Raw genomic sequence first — 16245 nt, forward strand, 5'->3', positions numbered from 1 at the left:
GTCAATCTTCCGTCCGGGGGTCACCCGCTCAAGGGGCGCCGGGTGGCGCTCGAGCGGGACATCCCGAACGGCATACCCGATGGGGGCGTATGCCGTTCGGCCCGTCCCAGCGACCGCCCCGTTCACGCCGGGGCGTGGCGCACGACGTCCAAGCGGGTCCGCGCGTGGCCGGCATATCCCCGTCCGGTGGTCTCGTGCTCGACCGTGACGTCGCCGCCGGCGCGGGTGACGACGACGGTGGTCGTCAGGCGCTCGGGCTCGGCAGCGTCAGCACTCGACCCCGCGCCCTCGGCGACGACGGTCAGGCCGTCGTCCTCGACGAGGAGGGACTCCCAGCGGCCGTCGACGACCGGGTCGAAGACGTGCAGCTCGACGCTCTCGGGGTGATGGCCGGCAGTCGAGGCGGGCGCCTCGGCCCACATCGGGATCGCGGCGCCGGCGCGGGCGTAGAGCGGGATGCGCTCGAGCGGCGTCTCCACGGTGATCCGCTGGCCGCCGGGGTGCAGCTCGCCGGTGTGCCAGTCGTACCAGTCGCCCTCGGGGAGGTAGACGCTGCGCGAGGTCTGCCCCTGCTCGGTGACCGGTGCGACGAGCAGGTCGCGACCGAAAAGGTACTGGTCGTCGATGTCCACGACCTGCGGGTCGCCCTGGTGGTCGAGGACGAGCGGGCGCTGCACGGGCTCGCCCGTCTCGCTCGCCCGGACGAAGGCGGAGTAGATGTAGGGCAGCAGCCGGTAGCGCAGGCGCACCGCCTCACGGGCCAGGTCGTGGATCTCGGGACCGAACGACCACGGGTACTGGTCGATGTTGTCGGTCTCGGAGTGGTTGCGGCAGAAGGGGGTCAGCGCCCCCATCTGCATCCAGCGCAGGAACAGCTCGGGGTTCGTGTCGCCCTGGAAGCCGCCGATGTCGGCGCCGACGAAGGGCTGGCCCGACAGGCCGAAGCCGCACGCCATCGGCATGCTGACCCAGAGGTGGTCCCAGCGGGCCTGGTTGTCGCCCATCCAGTTCGCGGCGTAGCGCTGGATCCCGGCGAAGCCGGCGCGGGACAGGATGAAGGTGCGGTCCTGCGGGCGGGCGGCCTTGAGCCCCTCGATGGTGCCCATCGCCATGAGCAGCGCGTACTGGTTGTGGAAGCGGTCGTGCGAGGCGCGACCCTTGTCGAACAGCATGGTGTGAGAGGGGATCTCGCCGGTCGCCGGCTCGTTCATGTCGTTCCAGATGCCGGCCAGGCCCGACTCGACGTGCTTGGCGTTGAGCGCGCCCCACCACGAGCGAGCCTCGGGCGTCGCGAAGTCGGGGAAGACGGTGTTGCCCGGCCAGACCTGCCCGACGTAGGTGTCGCCACCCTCGGTGCGGCAGAAGACGTCCTTCTCGAGCCCGTCGTCGTAGACGGCATAGCCGGGGTCGTGCTTGACGCCGGGGTCGACGATCGAGATCGCGCGGTAGCCCTGGTTGGCCAGGCCCTTGAGCATGCCGGCCGGGTCGGGGTAGCGCTCGGAGTCCCACGTGAAGACGCGGTAGCCGTCCATGTAGTCGATGTCGAGCCAGATTGCGTCACAAGGGAACTCGTCGTCGCGGTAGCGCCTCGCGATGACCTCGATGTCCTGCTGCTTGTAGGCGTGCCACCGGCAGTGGTGGTAGCCCAGCGCCCAGATCGGCGGCAGCGACGCCCGACCCGTCAGCCACGTGTAGCGCTCGAGGATGCTCGCCATCGACGGTCCGCCGAAGACGTACTCGGTCCACTGCCCGCCGTGGAAGGTGACGCGGTACTCGTCGTCGCGGCTGAACTCGTACTCCCCCCGGTAGCCGTTGTCGACGAACGAGCCCACCGCAGAACCGGTCTCGGCGTCGCGCTGGTAGAAGAAGGGGATCGTCACGTAGTACGGGTCGAACTCGGTGCTCGACATGTCGGCGCGCGGGTCGTCCGCCGCCAGGCCGGCCCGGAACTCGGCCGTCGCGTGCTCGTTGAGCACGTCGGTGTTCCACATCGTGAAGTCGCGACCGCGACGGTTGTGGTGACCGCCCTTCTCGCCGAGGCCGTAGATCGCGTCGTCTCGGCCGATCCGGCGCCGCGTCGTCCACGCGTCGTTGAGCGTCGCGTAGGTCCAGTAGCGGCCCTCGGCGTCCGGGGTCGACTCGAGGACGACCGAGCCGTCGGTGCGGTGCACGTCGATGCGGAACGGGTCGAGCCACAGCGTCACGACGAGCTCGTCCGTCACGAGCCGCCACACGTCCTCGCCGTCCACGTCCTCACGCTCGGTCCGCCACGTCACCGGCCCGTCGAGGTCGGTCGCGAGCGGGTCGACGCACACGGCATACGTCGGCTTGGGGTCGAAGGACCCGCCCCGGCTCAGCTGGATGCGCACGACGTCGGGGCGCACCGCGTCGATGCGCAGCAGCTCACCGTGCAACCGCGCCAGCAGCCCGTGCTCGGCCTCCTCGACGGAGTCGACACGCTCGAATCGGATGAAGTGGTCGGTCCTCATGCGACCACCCTGTCAAAGACCGGGCCCGCTGACGACAGGCGCCCGCCCGCCGTGTGTCAGGCCGGCGTCAGGCGGATGTCAGGCGCCGACGCGGGGGTGGCGCACCTCGGCGCCCGTCGCGACCGGAGAATGCCGGGACGCCAGGAGCACGCGCGCGACAACGTCGGGGCGCACGAGGGTCGGCGGCGGGTCGGCCAGCTGGAGCACGCGGTTGAAGGTGCGCGCGACGGGCAGGGACGTGTGCGCCGCGTGGATGACCCGCTTCGTGTAGCCGTTGAGCCAGCCGGTGCCGAAGGGTCGCTCGCCCACCGTGGCAGGGTGCCCGAAGTCGCCACCCACGGCGATGCGCCACGGCGCGTCGATGATGCGAGCAGCCTTGCGGTGGAAGCGCTTCGGCAGATCGTCAGCCAGCACACCGACCCCACCCGCGACGTCGCCCAGCGCGGCGGCCTGCAACGCCGCGGACGTCATCCCCTGCCCGTAGATCGGGTCGAAGCTGCTGGCGGCGTCGCCGAGCGTGACGAGACCGGGCGGCAGGGCGGCCACCTTCTCGTGGTGCCGACGCTGGCTCGACGGGAAGCGGTAGACCTCGATGTCGGAGACCCGCTCGCAGTGCGCGATGAGCTGGGCGATCGCCGGTGAGGACAGGGTCGCGGCGTAGTCCCGGATCTCGGGGTCGGTCGCGGGAGGCACGTCGCCGTGGACGCCCGAGAGCGTCACCTGCCAGCGATCCCCCTCGACCGGCACGACGGCCCCGCCGCGGAAGGAGCCCGGGTTCTCGATGCTGAGCAGGAGCAGCCCCTCGAAGTCGCCGGGTGAGCGGCGCAGGAAGAAGGAGGTGTAGCCGATGTCGATGCCGACGCGCGTCGTCGGTGGGTCGAGGACTCCGGATGCCGCGAGCTCATGGGCGATGCGTGAGCTGCGTCCCGAGCAGTCGACGACGAGCTCCGCGGGGCGTGTCTGCCCGTCGACCACCACCCCCGTGACGCGACGCCCGTCGAGAGACACGCGTTCCACGGTGACGCCGTCCTCGAGCGTGACCTGGGGCAGCGCAGCCACCCGGCCCCGGACGACGTGCTCGAGCAGGGGCCGGGTCATCCCCAGACCCGGGCGTCCCCAGTAGCCGCGCGCCCGGTAGGCGCCACCCTGGTGGACCCATGAGGACTCGCCGTCGATCCGGACGGCGCCGTGGCCCTCGAGCTCCTCCTCGATGCCCGGGAACCAGTCGCGCAGCAGGTCCAGGCCCGCCGACAGCAGCGCGTGCAGGTGCCGGCCCTGGGGCACGCGCGCCCTCGGCGCGACGGCGTCGGGCAGGTGGTCGCGCTCGAGCACGACGACCGACTCGGCGTGGTCGGCCAGCGCGCGCGCCGTGAGCAGCCCGGCCATGCTGCCGCCCACGACGACGACCCGACCCGCACGTCCACCCGTCATGGGCTACCTCATCTCGCCGACGGACACGCCACCATCTCGCTCACGGACACGACAAGGCTAGGACTCCGGAGAGTCGATGTGGGTCTGGTGGGGGTTTGATGGGGACATGACCGAGCACCCCGACGCGCAACCCGACGCGCAACCCGATGAGCAGGGCGTCGCGGCCCAGCCGTGCACCCACGTCGCGGGCGACGCCCTCAGCCCGGCCGACCCGACGCCGGGGATGAGCCGCCAAGTGGCGCTGCACACCGAGTCGATGTGGTCGGGCACGGTCGACACCGAGGCCGGCGCCGTCTCCGGGTGGCACCACCACGGCGACCACGACACGACCCTCTACGTCGTCTCCGGGCGCATGCGCCTCGAGTCGGGCCCGGGCGGCGAGGTCGTCGTCGAGGCCGGCCCCGGCGACTTCCTGCGCGTGCCGGCGGGCGCCGTGCACCGCGAGTCGAACCCCGGCGACGACACGTCCCGCGCCGTCGTCGTGCGCTGCGGGTCGGGCACCCCGACGGTCAACGTCGACGGCCCAGCACCGGCGAGCACCTCGGGCAGCACCTCGGACAGCACCTCCGACAGCACCTCCGACGGCCACTGAGCCCTCGGCGACAAGGAGTCCCGCGATGCGCACCACGATCACCGAGACCGGCGGGGCCGACCCGGCGGTCGCGTGGAGCCGCTACGAGAACCTCGCCCTGTGGACGACGTGGTCACCGCAGATCCAGGAGGTCATCGCCGCCACCCCGCGCATCGCGCCCGGACTCAACGGGCTCGTCGTCGGGCCGCTCGGGATCCGCGTGCCGTTCGAGGTGTTGTCGGTCGACGCCGAGGCGATGGAGTGGAGCTGGCACGTGCGCCCCGGCCCCGTCGACGCGACGCTCGACCACGCCGTGCGGCCCGCGCCGGGCGGCTGCAGCACCGAGCTCGTCATCGACGCGCCGGCCTTCGCCGTCATCGGCTACCGCCCGCTGGCGGCCCTCGCGCTCAGGCGCCTGGTCCGGTCCGACCTCTAGCGTCGGCCGCCCGGCACGCGTCGACGATCTCGCGCAGCGCGCCGTCGACGTCGGCCACGTGCTCGAGGGCGGTGACCTCCCGGTCGGGACCGTGGACGCGTATGCCGTGTGGCACCGCCGAGCTCCTCACGAGCGGCCCCGGGTCGGCGTCGGGATGCCGCAACGACACGTCCTCACGGTCGAGCCGGCCGACGTAGACCGGCTCGACCCCTCGACCGTTGCGGGTCGGCCGGACGACGACGACGTTGACGTCGTCGGTGGCCGGGGCGATGGTGACGACGTGCTTCGCAGCGGCGAGGACGGCGGAGGCCAGACCCGCGGCATACACGGCGTTGCGCTCGCGGGCCGTCCGCGGGCGCCACGCTGCCCGACCGGAGGGTCCGGCGGCACGCTGCTCCTCGGCGACGATCCCGATGGTCGGGAAGCGGACGAGCACGGTGACGTAGCCGCGGCGGGTCACCGGGTCGGTGCCGGCGTCGAGGCACGTGACGTCGCTGCCCGACCGGCGCAACGCCTCGTCGACGACGGCGACGACAGCCGCCGGGTCGTGCGCCTCGAGCAGCTGCCAGGCGCCGGTCGCGAGGGCCGTCCGCCGGTCGGCGAAGACGCGGCGCGCGACGTTGCTCGCGCGGACGACGGCCGCAGCACGCTCGGCCGCGAGCGCCTTGAGCTCGGCGCTCTCGGTGCGTGACAGGCCCTTCGCCGTGGCGCCGGTCGCCGCGAGCACCTTGCCGCGGATGGCCGACTCCTCGGCCGCCGAGACCGGCGCGAACGGCTCCACCGCGGGCGGGTGGATCGCGGTGAACCCGTGGCGGTGCAGGCTGCAGAGGTCACGCTCGACCGCGAGCGCCTCGTCCCGGTCGGCGTCCCGGCGAGCGGCGAGCGCCCGGCGCGCGAGCTCGTGGATCGACAGCACCCCGGCCGACGCCTGCCCATCGTCGGGCCCACCCCCCGAGCCGCTGCGGACTCCCGCGCCGGGGCCCTGGTGGCTCCGACCCTCGTTCCGGCGGGGACCGAGGAGCCGCCGAAGCCCTCCCCCACGCCGACCGGGTCCGTCGCCCCCGGCACGGTCAGCGAAGTCGCGCTCGTCAACGCCGACACGGGCGAGGCCGGGTGTGGCGGCCTCGATGGCCGGGGTCATGACGTCGGCGAGTGCCGCCGCAACCGGGCCACCGACGCGGAACTGGGCCCGAAGGCCGGACGGGTGGGCCACGAGTCGCAGGATGGGTGAGAGCCGGATGCCCGGCGTCTTCGCCGTCTCCTGGGCTTCGGTCACGGAGGTTCCGGAGCCCGAGCTCTCGGGGCCAGCGGCCCCTCCTGCACTGGTCTCGGCGATGTCGACGAGGACGCCACCGGCGCCGTCGAGCACCGACCCGCCCGGCCCCGAGCCGTCGGGTCCACCCGAACCCCCGGGCCCGCCACCGCCCACGACCTGGATGGTCGAGGCGGAGCGCTCGCTCCGAGGCTGGTAGTACTCCCGGCCCGCCTTGGTCGGACCCGTCGCCCCACGCACCCCTGCGACCGCGCCAGCCGAGCTGCCGTAGCCGCCGTTCGTCGTGCCGCCCGCGCGGCCGCGATCGGGGAAGAGCGCCGCGAGCGACACCGTCGACTGTGCGGCCACCGTCGCGATCGGGAACGACACGCGGCCGGGACGGCCGCCGCTCCCGCTGCCACGTCCACCGGTGCGCACACCGTCGCCGGCACCCGAGGCGCCGGCCGCCTGCTGCGGCGTGGTCGCGGACCAGAAGGTCCAGTCGGGCGGGGGCTCGGGCCAGTCCGGGTCGGGCAGCCACTCGTCGTGCGGCACCCACGTCGCAGGTGGCATCGGCCACCCCGGCGGCGGGTTGAAGCGAATGGTCACAGCACGGCCCCCTCGGCCACCCCTCATGGCCCTCCCCGCCGGGCAACGTCGCGCTCACGGGCACGCGGCGGAGGGACGGTCCGGAAGTCCGCGAGCCCGTCGTCGCAGCGTAGCGGCCGAATCCGTGCCTGCGGCTGTTACCGGCGGACGAGCTCCGCCGCCGGCTCCCAAGGGTGCCGACCGCGGCGACCGGGGCTCAGTCGACGTCCTGCAGGCTCGCCGCCTGCACCACGGCGTCGTCCGGACCGCCGCCGACGCCGCCGACGTCGCCGACGGCCTCGAGGTCGATGGACTCCAGAGCGATGGCCTCGGCGCAGAGCCGGACGATGTCCATGACGTCTCCGTCCGGCGCGACGGCCACGAGGTCGTGCGCCGGACCCTCGAACTGCAGGGGCCGGACGGCCGAGCCGAGGAGCAGGGGCACGGGGTCGGCGAGCGACGGCCGCAGGGTCACGGCCTCACGGCTGAGGGTGCCGACGTAGATGGGCTCGAGACCCGAGCCGTCCTCGGTCGGGCGGACGATGACGAGGTGCACGTCGTCGGCGGCGACGGCGACGCTGATGGCCCGGCGGGCGGCGGCGAGCGCGAACGACGCGAGACCGCTGAGGTAGAGGGAGTTGCGCTCGGCCCGGGTGCGGCGGCGCAGCATCCGGCGGCCGCTCGACGAGACGCCGGGCCCGCGCTCGGCGACGATGTCGAAGCCGGGATAGCGCGAGACGATGGTGACGTAGCCGCGCGAGGTGTCGGGCTCCCACCCGGCGTCGACGCACGTGCAGCCGCACGCCGCCGACTCGAACTCGGCCTCGAGCTCGGCGATGACGGCGCAGCGGTCGTGGTCGGCGAGGTCGTTCCACTGGTCGTCGAGGGCCGCGGCGCGGTGCTGGGCGATGACGGTGTGCGCGAGGTCGAGGGTGTGGCTGAAGCTGTCGGCCTCGGTCTCGGCGATGGCCCGGGCCTTGGTGCGCGCCACGCGCCGGAACACCGACACCTGCGGGAGGGCAGCCCGGAACGCCTTGCGCTGGAGCAGGCTCCGCTCCTTGGCGGAGATCGTCGCAGGCTCCGGCGGCTCGGGGCGGCGACGCGGCGGGTGGTGCTCGAGGTGGAGCGAGCCGAAGGCCTCCTCGATCGAGCCGAGCGCGTGCAGGTCTCCGGACTCCTGGGCCTGCCGGGCCCGCGTCTCCAGCTCGGTCAGGCTGTGGTGCACCGCGTTGCCGTCGGCCGTGCCGGGCGACAGGGTCCGGGACCCGACGCCGGTGCCGACCCGGACGGTGGCGCCTTCGAGCGAGGCACGCAGTCCGGACGTCGAGGAGCTGAGTCGCACCTCGGGTGCGACCCTGAGCAGCAGATCCACCTCAGAGGTCCAGCCGGCCCGCAGACGCGAGCAGGCCGTCCAGCTCCCAGGCGCTGTCTGCGACCTTGCGCTGGCGCACCGGCTCGGTGGCCGGCTCCGACGAGGTTGCTGCGACGAGGGACTCGGACGCGGCGCGCGCCCGGAGGTTCGCGAGCCAGCTGCCGCGGTCGGTGCCGTAGGCGCCGGACCTGACGGCGGAGGACGTAGCGGTGGCGGCCGTCGAGCGGGGCGGCGTGCCGAAGCGGGGCAGCCCGGCATCACCGGGGGCGGACACGACCGGACGGTCGACGATCCAGAAGGTCCACCCGCGCGGCGGGGTGGGCCAGCTGGGGTCGGGCATCCAGTCGTCACCCGGAGCCCACGACGACGACGGAACCGGCCATCCCGGAGGAGCGTTGAAGCGCACCGACATGTCTACCCCTTTGACCAGAGCCTGGGGGCCGACCCTGACCTCGACCCCTCAGCCGCACGCTACGACCAAAGGCGGTCAAAGTCTCCGAAATGGACAAAAACACCCCGGCGCCCCACCGGTCCTCTCAGTGCCTGACTCAGTGCCTGTCTCAGGGGACGCTGGGGGACGGCTCGGGGTCGACCCCGATGGGCACCACCGCCGCCGACGGCCACGCTGGACGCATGACGACGAGCACGCTGGCCCCCGCACGGGTGCCGACGCAGACGGCCACGGTGACGACGCGACCGGCTAACACGCATACGACCAAGTCCCGGCCGACGACGTCCCACCCGACCGCACCTGCGGCGACGGCGGCCCGGGTGTCGTCCGACCGGGTGCCGCTGCTCGCGCTGCTGACGCCCCTGCTGCTCTTCGCGCACGGGATCGTCGAGTGGGTCGACGGCCTCGACACGCTCGACGACGCGGCTGGGCTCGGCAACCTGGGTGGGCTCGGCGGCCTGGCCGCCGCGCACGCCGAGGGCGCGCTCTCCGTGGCGGCGGGGGTGCTGCTCGTGCTGTCCGTCGGTGGGTTCGCGTGGCTCACGACGAGCCTCGGCGCCCGGCTGCGCCACCTGCCGCTCGCCGTGCCGACGGCGCTGCTCGCGGCCTTCGGCGCCGGCGCCACGGGCACGGTCTGGCTGGGCCGGCTCACCGGGCTGCTCGACGACACGATCCCGTCGGCGCTCGCGTCGGGTGGCGCCGTGCTCACCGGTCTGGCGCTCGCGGCCGTTCTCGTCGCGCTGGCGCTCGAGGGTCGTATGCCGGTGGGCTCGCTCGCGCTCGCCGCCCTCGGCGCGCTGTTGCTCGTGCTGCCCTGGGGGCTGGGGCCGCTCGGCTCCCTCGTGCTCCTCATCGCGCTCGCTCCACTGACCCGGCCCGAGTCCGCCGAGACGGTCTGAAGCCGCCCCGAGCAGGCTTTCCAGAGCCGCCGGAAATTGCCCCGGTCTCTCGGCCCCGAACCGGCGAGTAGCCCCCGAGGATGTGACGGTGCGCCCGAAACCGGGCGCCGGCACAGTCCCACTCACACCCTGGGAGCTCACCACATGCGACACCTCAGCCTGACCAGACGCGGCGCCGTCGCCGTCGCGTCACTCGCCCTCGCCTCCACCGCAGCCGTCGGTGGGGTCGCCGTCGCCTCGACCGACGCCGAACCGGTCTCGACGCCCGTCACCATCAGCACGCCGGACGGGCAGCTGATGAGCTACATCGTCAACGCGCGCATCGCCAACCCCGGCCAGACCCGTCTCGTCGAGGCGGCCGTCCGTGCCGCCGGCGGCGTCGTCGTCCAGTCGTGGCCGCAGATCGGTGTCGTCGTCGCGCACTCGAAGGTCTCGACCTTCCGCGCCGACGTCGTCGCCAAGGGCGGCAACGCCGTCGAGTCGGTCGGGGCCAGCCGCACGGTCGCCGTCACCGAGGGCACCCCCGAGGCCGTCGGGGCGTCCTGGGGGCGCGGCGCCTCCGGCTACATGAAGGGCGCCAAGAAGGCGTTCAACGGTGACGTCGAGTCCGACGCCTCGCCGGCCGCCACGACCGACCCGCGCGAGACCGAGCAGTGGGACATGAAGATGATCAAGGCCGACCTGGCCCACGCGATCACCGACGGCTCCCGCAACGTCCTCGTCGGCGTGCTCGACAGCGGCATCGACGCCGACCACCCCGACCTCGTGAAGAACCTCGACGTCGCCAACTCGGTCAACTGCAGCGACGCCGGCCGGCCCAGCACGACGGGCTGGGAGCCGACGACGAGCGACCACGGCACCCACGTCGCCGGCACCATCGCGGCCGCGCGCAACCAGGTCGGCACCGTCGGCGTCGCCCCGAACGTGCGCCTCGCCTCGGTCAAGGTCGTCAACGACGACGGCTTCATCTACCCGGAGTACGCCGTGTGCGGCTTCGTCGAGGCCGGCCTCAAGCACATGGACGTGACGAACAACAGCTACTACGTGGACCCGTTCGAGTTCTACTGCGAGGACCAGCCCGACCAGTACGCCGCCAAGGAGGCCGTGCGCCGCGCGGTCACCTGGTCGACGAAGCAGGGTGTCGTCCACGCCGCCGCGGCCGGCAACTCCGCCCACGACCTGAGCGACAAGTCGTCGTTCAAGGACACGGGCAGCCCCGACGACGGGACGCCGGTGACGCGCACGCTCAACAGCGGCTGCGAGGACATCCCGACCGAGCTCGACGGCGTCGTGACGGTCAGCTCGATGCAGCGCTTCCCGGCCGGCACGATGGACAGCCGGCTCTCGTCGTTCAGCAACCGCGGCCTCGGCAAGATCGACGTCGCCGCCCCCGGCTCGTCGATCCTCTCGACGATCGTGCGCGACAACGGCTACGGCCTCAAGAGCGGCACGTCGATGGCGTCACCGCACGTCGCGGGTGTGCTCGCGCTCATGAAGTCGGTCCACCCGACGTGGACGCCCGCGCAGATGATCGAGAAGCTGCGCCAGCAGGCCGACGACAAGGCGTGCGGCACGACGACGGCCGGTCCGGCCTGCGTCGGCCCGGTCACCGACAACAGCTTCTTCGGTGAGGGTGTCGTCGACGCCCTCGACGCCGTGAGCTGACGTTCAACACCTCGAGTGAGCGCCCCGTCCCACGCTTCTGTGGGGCGGGGCGCTCACTCGTGTGGGGCGGGGCGCTCACTCGACGGTCAGGGCGCCAACTCGAGTGGCCTCGTCGTCACACGGTCCGGTGGTGGAGGGAGCGGACGGTGCGGACGAGGAGGACGAGCGCGACGAGCTGGGTCGCCGCGACGACGATGACGAGCGCCGGCAGCGACCGGTCGTAGAGCCAGCCGGCCACGAGGCCGCCGATGATCGCGAACGCTCCCTGCACCCCTGCGAAGACGCCGTATGCCGTCGCGCGCCTCGGTGCCTCGACGACCTCCGCGACGAGCGCCTTCACGGTCGAGTCCTGCACGCCGTAGGCCAGGCCCCAGAGCGCGACCCCGACGAGCGAGAGCCAGACGGACCCGGCCAGCGCGAGCGGGGGCACGAGGGCGACGAGGATCGGCACGGCATACAGCACGGCGCCGCCGCGGCGGTCGTAGACGAGGCCCACGCCGAGGGCCGCGAGCGCCTCGACGGCCATGGCGCCGGCGTACACGACCGGGACGGTGGCGACGGGGACGAGCCCGCGGGCGGTGAGGTGGTAGCCGATGATCCCGAACGTGACGAGCCCGCCGGTCATGAGCCCGGCGGCGAAGGCGTAGCCGAAGAACTCGCGCGGCAGACCTGACCCGACGGCATCGGCGAACCAGCCACGCAGACCCCCGCGCGCTGGTGACGCGTCCGCAACCGGCTGTGCCGCAGGGTCGCTCGCTGCCACCGGCTCCACGTCGTAGACGGACGGGTCGGGCACGCGGGAGCGGATGACGGCGAGGAGCAGCATGGCTGCCACCCCCGGGATCGCGAGCACGGCCATGCCCGGCCAGATGGCGCCGGCCGCCGCGATGACGGCGGCCACGAGGAGCGGCCCGGCAAAGGCGCCGACCTGGTCGAGTGCCTTGTGCACGCCGAAGCCCCGGCCGCGACCGACGGCCGAGGCGACGTGCGCGAGCAGGGCCGACTTCGACGGGCTGCGCACGGCCTTGCCGGAGCGCTCGAGCAGGATGAGGACGGCGGCCACGACGAGGCCCGCGCCGCTGATGAAGGGCGTCACGGCGAGCAGCGGCACGCAGACCGCGGTGAGGCCGTAGCCGGCGATCGTCAGGCCCCAGTAGCGGCCGGTCCGGTCGGCGAGCGGCCCGAAGACGAGGCGCAGCACGAGCGCCATCGCCTCGCCGGCGCCGGTCACGAGGCCCACGACGAGCGCGGTCGCCCCGAGCGAGGCGAGCAGCGGGCCGTACATCGAGCGCGCGCCCTCGTAGACCATGTCGGCGGCCAGGCTGACGAAGCCGAACCACCACACGACGCGCCAGGCCGACCAGCGGCCCGGGCTTCCGGCGTCGGGAAGAGCAGCGGTCGCGTCGGTCATGCGCGGCAACCTAGCAACCGGACCTGCCAACGGGCCTCCCACCGGATCTCCCAGCGGGCCTAGCCTGATGAGGTGAGCAACCCCGACCGCCACCCGACCGAGATCGTCTGCGGAGAGAACGCGTCCCCGTCGTCGCAGCCAGCATCGGAGCAGCAGCCCGAGGCCGTCGTGCTTCCCTACCGCGAGGTGCCGCTCGGCGGTCCGCGCGCGATGCCGGTCCGCCGGAGCCTGCCGCAGCGCGAGCGCTCGCTCATCGGGGCCTGGTGCTTCGTCGACCACTACGGTCCCGACGACGTGTCGCAGACCGGCGGCATGGTCGTCCCCGGCCACCCGCACACCGGGCTGCAGACGGTGTCGTGGCTCTTCACCGGCGAGGTCGAGCACCGCGACACGACCGGTGTGCACGCGTTCGTCCGGCCCGGCGAGCTCAACATCATGACGGCGGGTCGCGGCATCGCCCACTCGGAGTACTCGACCCCGGCCACGACCGTCCTGCACGGCGCGCAGCTGTGGGTCGCCCTGCCCGACGCCGACCGCTCCACTGAGCCGGGCTTCGAGCACTACGCGCCGCCGGTCACCGAGGTCGACGGCGCACGCGTCCTCGTCTTCCTCGGCACGCTCTTCGGCCAGACCTCACCGGTGACGATGTTCTCCGACCTCGTCGGGGCAGAGGTGATGCTCGAGCCCGGGGCCTCGCTGACGTTCGACGTCGATCCGGAGCACGAGCACGGGCTCCTATGCGACACCGGCCTGCTCACGGTCGGTCAGGCCACGGCCAAGCCGGGCGAGATCGCCTTCCACGCCGTCGGCACCGAGCGCATCACAGCCACGGCCGGCCCCGACGAGCCGGCGCGCTTCCTCGTGCTCGGCGGAGCGCCGTTCGGCGAGCAGATCGTCATGTGGTGGAACTTCATCGGCCGCAGCCACGACGAGGTCGTCGGCTTCCGCGAAGCCTGGCAGCAGGCCCGCGAGACGGGCGGCTCCGAGGCCTACGGCACCTTCCCGGACGCCTGGGACCACACCCTCCCCGCCCCGGGGCTGCCCAACCTGCGCCTCCGCTCCCGCGGCTGACCCATCGGAAACCGCGCACTCGACGCCAGACACCAGTCGAGTGCCCACTTCCCGACGCGGGGAACTGGGCACTCGACGAGAGTCTCTGGTCGAGTTTCTGGTCGAGTGCCCACTTCCCGACGAGGGGAACTGGGCACTCGACCGAATGGGGCAGTCGGGTGAGTGGGGGAGGATGGCCGCATGCGCGCGACGACGATCCATGCCCCCGGCGACATCCGCCTGACCGACGTTCCCGACCCGACCATCGAGGAGCCCACCGACGCCATCGTGCGCGTCGTGGCGGGCTGCATCTGCGGCTCGGACCTCTGGCCCTACCGCGGCGCCAACCCCATCGAGGCCGGCTCGACCATCGGCCACGAGGCCGTCGGCGTCGTCGAGGAGATCGGCTCCGACGTCAGCCACTTCGCCAAGGGCGACTTCGTCGTCATCCCGTTCGTCCACTGCGACAACACGTGCCCGCACTGCCTCGCCGGCATGACGTCGGTCTGCGACCACCAGGGCTGGACCGAGAGCGGCCAGGCCGAGCTCGTCCGCGTCAACCAGGCCGACGGCAGCCTCGTCAAGACCGACGGCATGCCCGACGACGCGCTCATCCCGTCGCTGCTGACCCTCGCCGACGTCATGGCGACCGGCTGGCACGCCGCCGTCAGCTCGCGCGTGCAGCCGGGCGGCACCGCCGTCGTCATCGGTGACGGCGCCGTCGGCCTGTGCGGTGTCATCGCCGCCAAGGAGCTCGGCGCCGAGCGCATCGTCGCCATGTCGCGCCACGAGCCCCGCCAGGCCCTCGCGCGCGAGTTCGGCGCCACCCACGTCATCGCCGAGCGCGACGACGCCGGCGTCGAGGCCGTCATGGAGCTGACCGGCGGCGTTGGCGCCGACTCGGTGCTCGAGTGCGTCGGCACCGACCAGTCGATGAAGACCGCCTTCCGCATCAGCCGCCCGGGCTCGACGGTCGGCTTCGTCGGCGCCCCGCACGGCGTCGAGCTCCCGGTGCGGCAGATGTTCGTGCGCAACGTCGGGCTCGCCGGCGGCATGGCGCCCGTGCGCACCTACCTGCCCGACCTGCTCGAGCGCGTCCTCGACGGACGCATCGACCCGGGCAAGGTCTTCGACCTGTCCCTCCCGCTCGCCGACGTCGCCGAAGGCTACAGGGCCATGGACGAGCGCCGCGCCATCAAGGTCCTCCTGCGCCCCTGAGGGAGCGCCTGCAACCCTGGACAGCCGCCGGCCGGCGACACCGATCGGGTATGCCGTGTGCGCACCAAGCCGTGGACGCTCGCGCTCCGAAGTCCGGACGTGACCCCCGAACCCGAGCACACGGCATACCTCATCGAACCCAGCCAGAGAACCCACACCGAGGCCGAGGCCCGGAAGGCGGAGCACCCCGTGACGCACGCGCGGCTCATCGACACGGCGGCGCCGAGCGCGCCCCGCGGCGTCGCGCTCGTGCTCCACGGTGGCGCCGCGCGGCGGCGTCCGATGCGGGTCAGCCCGACCCAGCTGTCGGTGCTGCGGATGGTGCCGATCGCCGCTCGGATCGCGCGCGCCGCCAAGGGCGAGCTCGCCGTGCTGCGGCTGCTCAACTCGACCCGCGGCTGGGACGCGCACCACACCCCCGTCGACGACGTGCGGTGGGCGCTCGGGCAGGTCGCGGAGCGTTTCGGCCCCGACCTGCCCGTGGGACTCGTCGGGCACTCGCTCGGCGGGCGCGCCGCGCTGCTCGCCGCCGGTGAGGACCGCGTCGTCAGCGCCGTCGCGCTCAACCCGTGGGTCTACCCCACCGAGGGACGACTCGACCTGACCGGCCGGCAGGTGCTCGTCGTCCACGGCGACGACGACCGCATCGCCCGACCGACGAACTCCGCCGCGGTCGCGCGCGACCTCGCCCGCACCGCCGAGGTGGTCGGCTACGTCACCGTCGAGGGCGGCAAGCACGCGATGCTGCGCCGCGGCCAGGTCTTCGACCAGCTCGCTGCCGACTTCGCCGCCGCGACCCTGCTCGGACGCCACCCCGGCGGCGTCGTCGGCCGCATCCTCGCCGGCGAGGAGTGGGTCGACGTCTGAGGCCGAGAGGCTCACCCCGGCCGGATGCCCCTTTTGGGAATGAGTGACCATTAGGTCCTGCAATGCGAACTTCCTTTGCAGACGCCCCTTTGGGCCAATACAGTCGGGGGCATCCCCTCCACCGACCGGTCCGGAACTAGGTGAGGACCTGGCTTGGCCCCGAGATTTGCGTCCGTCGACGACTACATCGCCTCCTACCCCGAGGAGACGCGGACCCAGCTTGCGGAGGTTCGGCGCACCATCTACGACGCGGCGCCCCACGCCCGGGAGAAGATCAGCTACGGCATGGCGACCTTCACGGTCGACGGCAAGCCCCTCATCTACTACGCCGGCTGGAAGAACCACGTCGGGCTCTACCCCGTGCCCACGGGCGATGCGGCGTTCGAGCGGGCCATCGCCCCCTACCGGCGGGCCAAGGACACGGTGCGTTTCCCGATCAACCGGCCGGTGCCGCTCGAGCTGATCTCCCAGATCACGGCGCTGTGCCTCGAGCGGCGGGCCGCCGCCGACGACTCCGACGCCTGACGCCGGTCCAGGGGCGGGGC

14 protein-coding genes are annotated in these 16245 nt (G+C 73.1%); 8 read left to right on the top strand and 6 right to left on the bottom strand.

Annotated features, from left to right (window positions below; translation table 11 throughout):
* Window positions 1-122: 122 nt before the first annotated feature.
* Both U5C87_RS03710 and U5C87_RS03715 read right to left on the bottom strand, forming a co-directional pair.
* Window positions 123-2489, bottom strand: coding sequence for a glycoside hydrolase family 31 protein (locus U5C87_RS03710; protein ID WP_330475298.1), 2367 nt, complete (start codon window positions 2487-2489; stop codon window positions 123-125).
* 78 nt (window positions 2490-2567) lie between these two features.
* Window positions 2568-3920, bottom strand: a complete 1353-nt coding sequence (locus U5C87_RS03715) for an FAD-dependent oxidoreductase (RefSeq protein ID WP_330475299.1) — start codon at window positions 3918-3920, stop codon at window positions 2568-2570.
* Window positions 3921-4026: 106 nt separating this feature from the next.
* Here U5C87_RS03715 and U5C87_RS03720 point away from each other — a divergent pair, with 106 nt between their 5' ends.
* A complete protein-coding gene (locus U5C87_RS03720; RefSeq protein ID WP_330475300.1) occupies window positions 4027-4512 on the top strand; it encodes a cupin domain-containing protein in 486 nt (161 codons plus the stop codon).
* 25 nt (window positions 4513-4537) lie between these two features.
* Entirely contained in the window at window positions 4538-4927 is a 390-nt protein-coding gene (locus U5C87_RS03725; RefSeq protein WP_330475301.1) for an SRPBCC family protein, read from the top strand.
* On the opposite strand, the gene U5C87_RS03730 is transcribed toward U5C87_RS03725, so the two are convergent.
* The 3 genes from U5C87_RS03730 to U5C87_RS03740 all read right to left on the bottom strand — a co-directional run bounded on the left by U5C87_RS03730 (window position 4899) and on the right by U5C87_RS03740 (window position 8479).
* The gene (locus tag U5C87_RS03730) at window positions 4899-6752 is read right to left on the bottom strand and encodes a hypothetical protein (RefSeq protein ID WP_330475302.1); all 1854 of its coding nucleotides are present in this window, start codon (window positions 6750-6752) and stop codon (window positions 4899-4901) included. The genes U5C87_RS03725 and U5C87_RS03730 overlap by 29 nt on opposite strands.
* A 232-nt stretch (window positions 6753-6984) precedes the next feature.
* Window positions 6985-8139: a hypothetical protein gene (locus tag U5C87_RS03735; RefSeq protein WP_330475303.1), complete on the bottom strand. Its 1155-nt coding sequence runs from the start codon at window positions 8137-8139 to the stop codon at window positions 6985-6987.
* 1 nt (window position 8140) lies between these two features.
* Window positions 8141-8479, bottom strand: a complete 339-nt coding sequence (locus U5C87_RS03740) for a hypothetical protein (protein WP_330475304.1) — start codon at window positions 8477-8479, stop codon at window positions 8141-8143.
* Between the two features lie 293 nt (window positions 8480-8772).
* Between U5C87_RS03740 and U5C87_RS03745 the strand changes: the two genes are divergently transcribed.
* Both U5C87_RS03745 and U5C87_RS03750 read left to right on the top strand, forming a co-directional pair.
* Window positions 8773-9489: a hypothetical protein gene (locus U5C87_RS03745; protein WP_330475305.1), complete on the top strand. Its 717-nt coding sequence runs from the start codon at window positions 8773-8775 to the stop codon at window positions 9487-9489.
* Between the two features lie 144 nt (window positions 9490-9633).
* Window positions 9634-11154 carry a S8 family peptidase gene (locus U5C87_RS03750; RefSeq protein ID WP_330475306.1) on the top strand — a complete coding sequence of 507 codons (1521 nt, stop codon included), beginning with the start codon at window positions 9634-9636 and terminating at the stop codon, window positions 11152-11154.
* A 115-nt stretch (window positions 11155-11269) separates the two neighbouring features.
* On the opposite strand, the gene U5C87_RS03755 is transcribed toward U5C87_RS03750, so the two are convergent.
* Window positions 11270-12565 carry an MFS transporter gene (locus U5C87_RS03755; protein ID WP_330475307.1) on the bottom strand — a complete coding sequence of 432 codons (1296 nt, stop codon included), beginning with the start codon at window positions 12563-12565 and terminating at the stop codon, window positions 11270-11272.
* A 72-nt stretch (window positions 12566-12637) separates the two neighbouring features.
* Between U5C87_RS03755 and U5C87_RS03760 the strand changes: the two genes are divergently transcribed.
* From U5C87_RS03760 to U5C87_RS03775, 4 genes are all read left to right on the top strand, one after another.
* Complete coding sequence (locus U5C87_RS03760) at window positions 12638-13636, top strand: pirin family protein (RefSeq protein ID WP_330475308.1); 999 nt, start codon at window positions 12638-12640, stop codon at window positions 13634-13636.
* Between the two features lie 180 nt (window positions 13637-13816).
* On the top strand, window positions 13817-14833 hold the full coding sequence (locus U5C87_RS03765; RefSeq protein ID WP_330475309.1) for a zinc-dependent alcohol dehydrogenase family protein: 1017 nt from the start codon (window positions 13817-13819) through the stop codon (window positions 14831-14833).
* 99 nt (window positions 14834-14932) lie between these two features.
* On the top strand, window positions 14933-15700 hold the full coding sequence (locus tag U5C87_RS03770) for an alpha/beta hydrolase (RefSeq protein WP_330475310.1): 768 nt from the start codon (window positions 14933-14935) through the stop codon (window positions 15698-15700).
* 153 nt (window positions 15701-15853) lie between these two features.
* Complete coding sequence (locus tag U5C87_RS03775; protein ID WP_330475311.1) at window positions 15854-16225, top strand: iron chaperone; 372 nt, start codon at window positions 15854-15856, stop codon at window positions 16223-16225.
* The last annotated feature ends 20 nt before the right edge of the window (window positions 16226-16245 follow it).

The sequence above is a fragment of the Terrabacter sp. C0L_2 genome (assembly GCF_036352015.1).
In the GTDB taxonomy this organism is placed as follows: domain Bacteria; phylum Actinomycetota; class Actinomycetes; order Actinomycetales; family Dermatophilaceae; genus Terrabacter; species Terrabacter tumescens.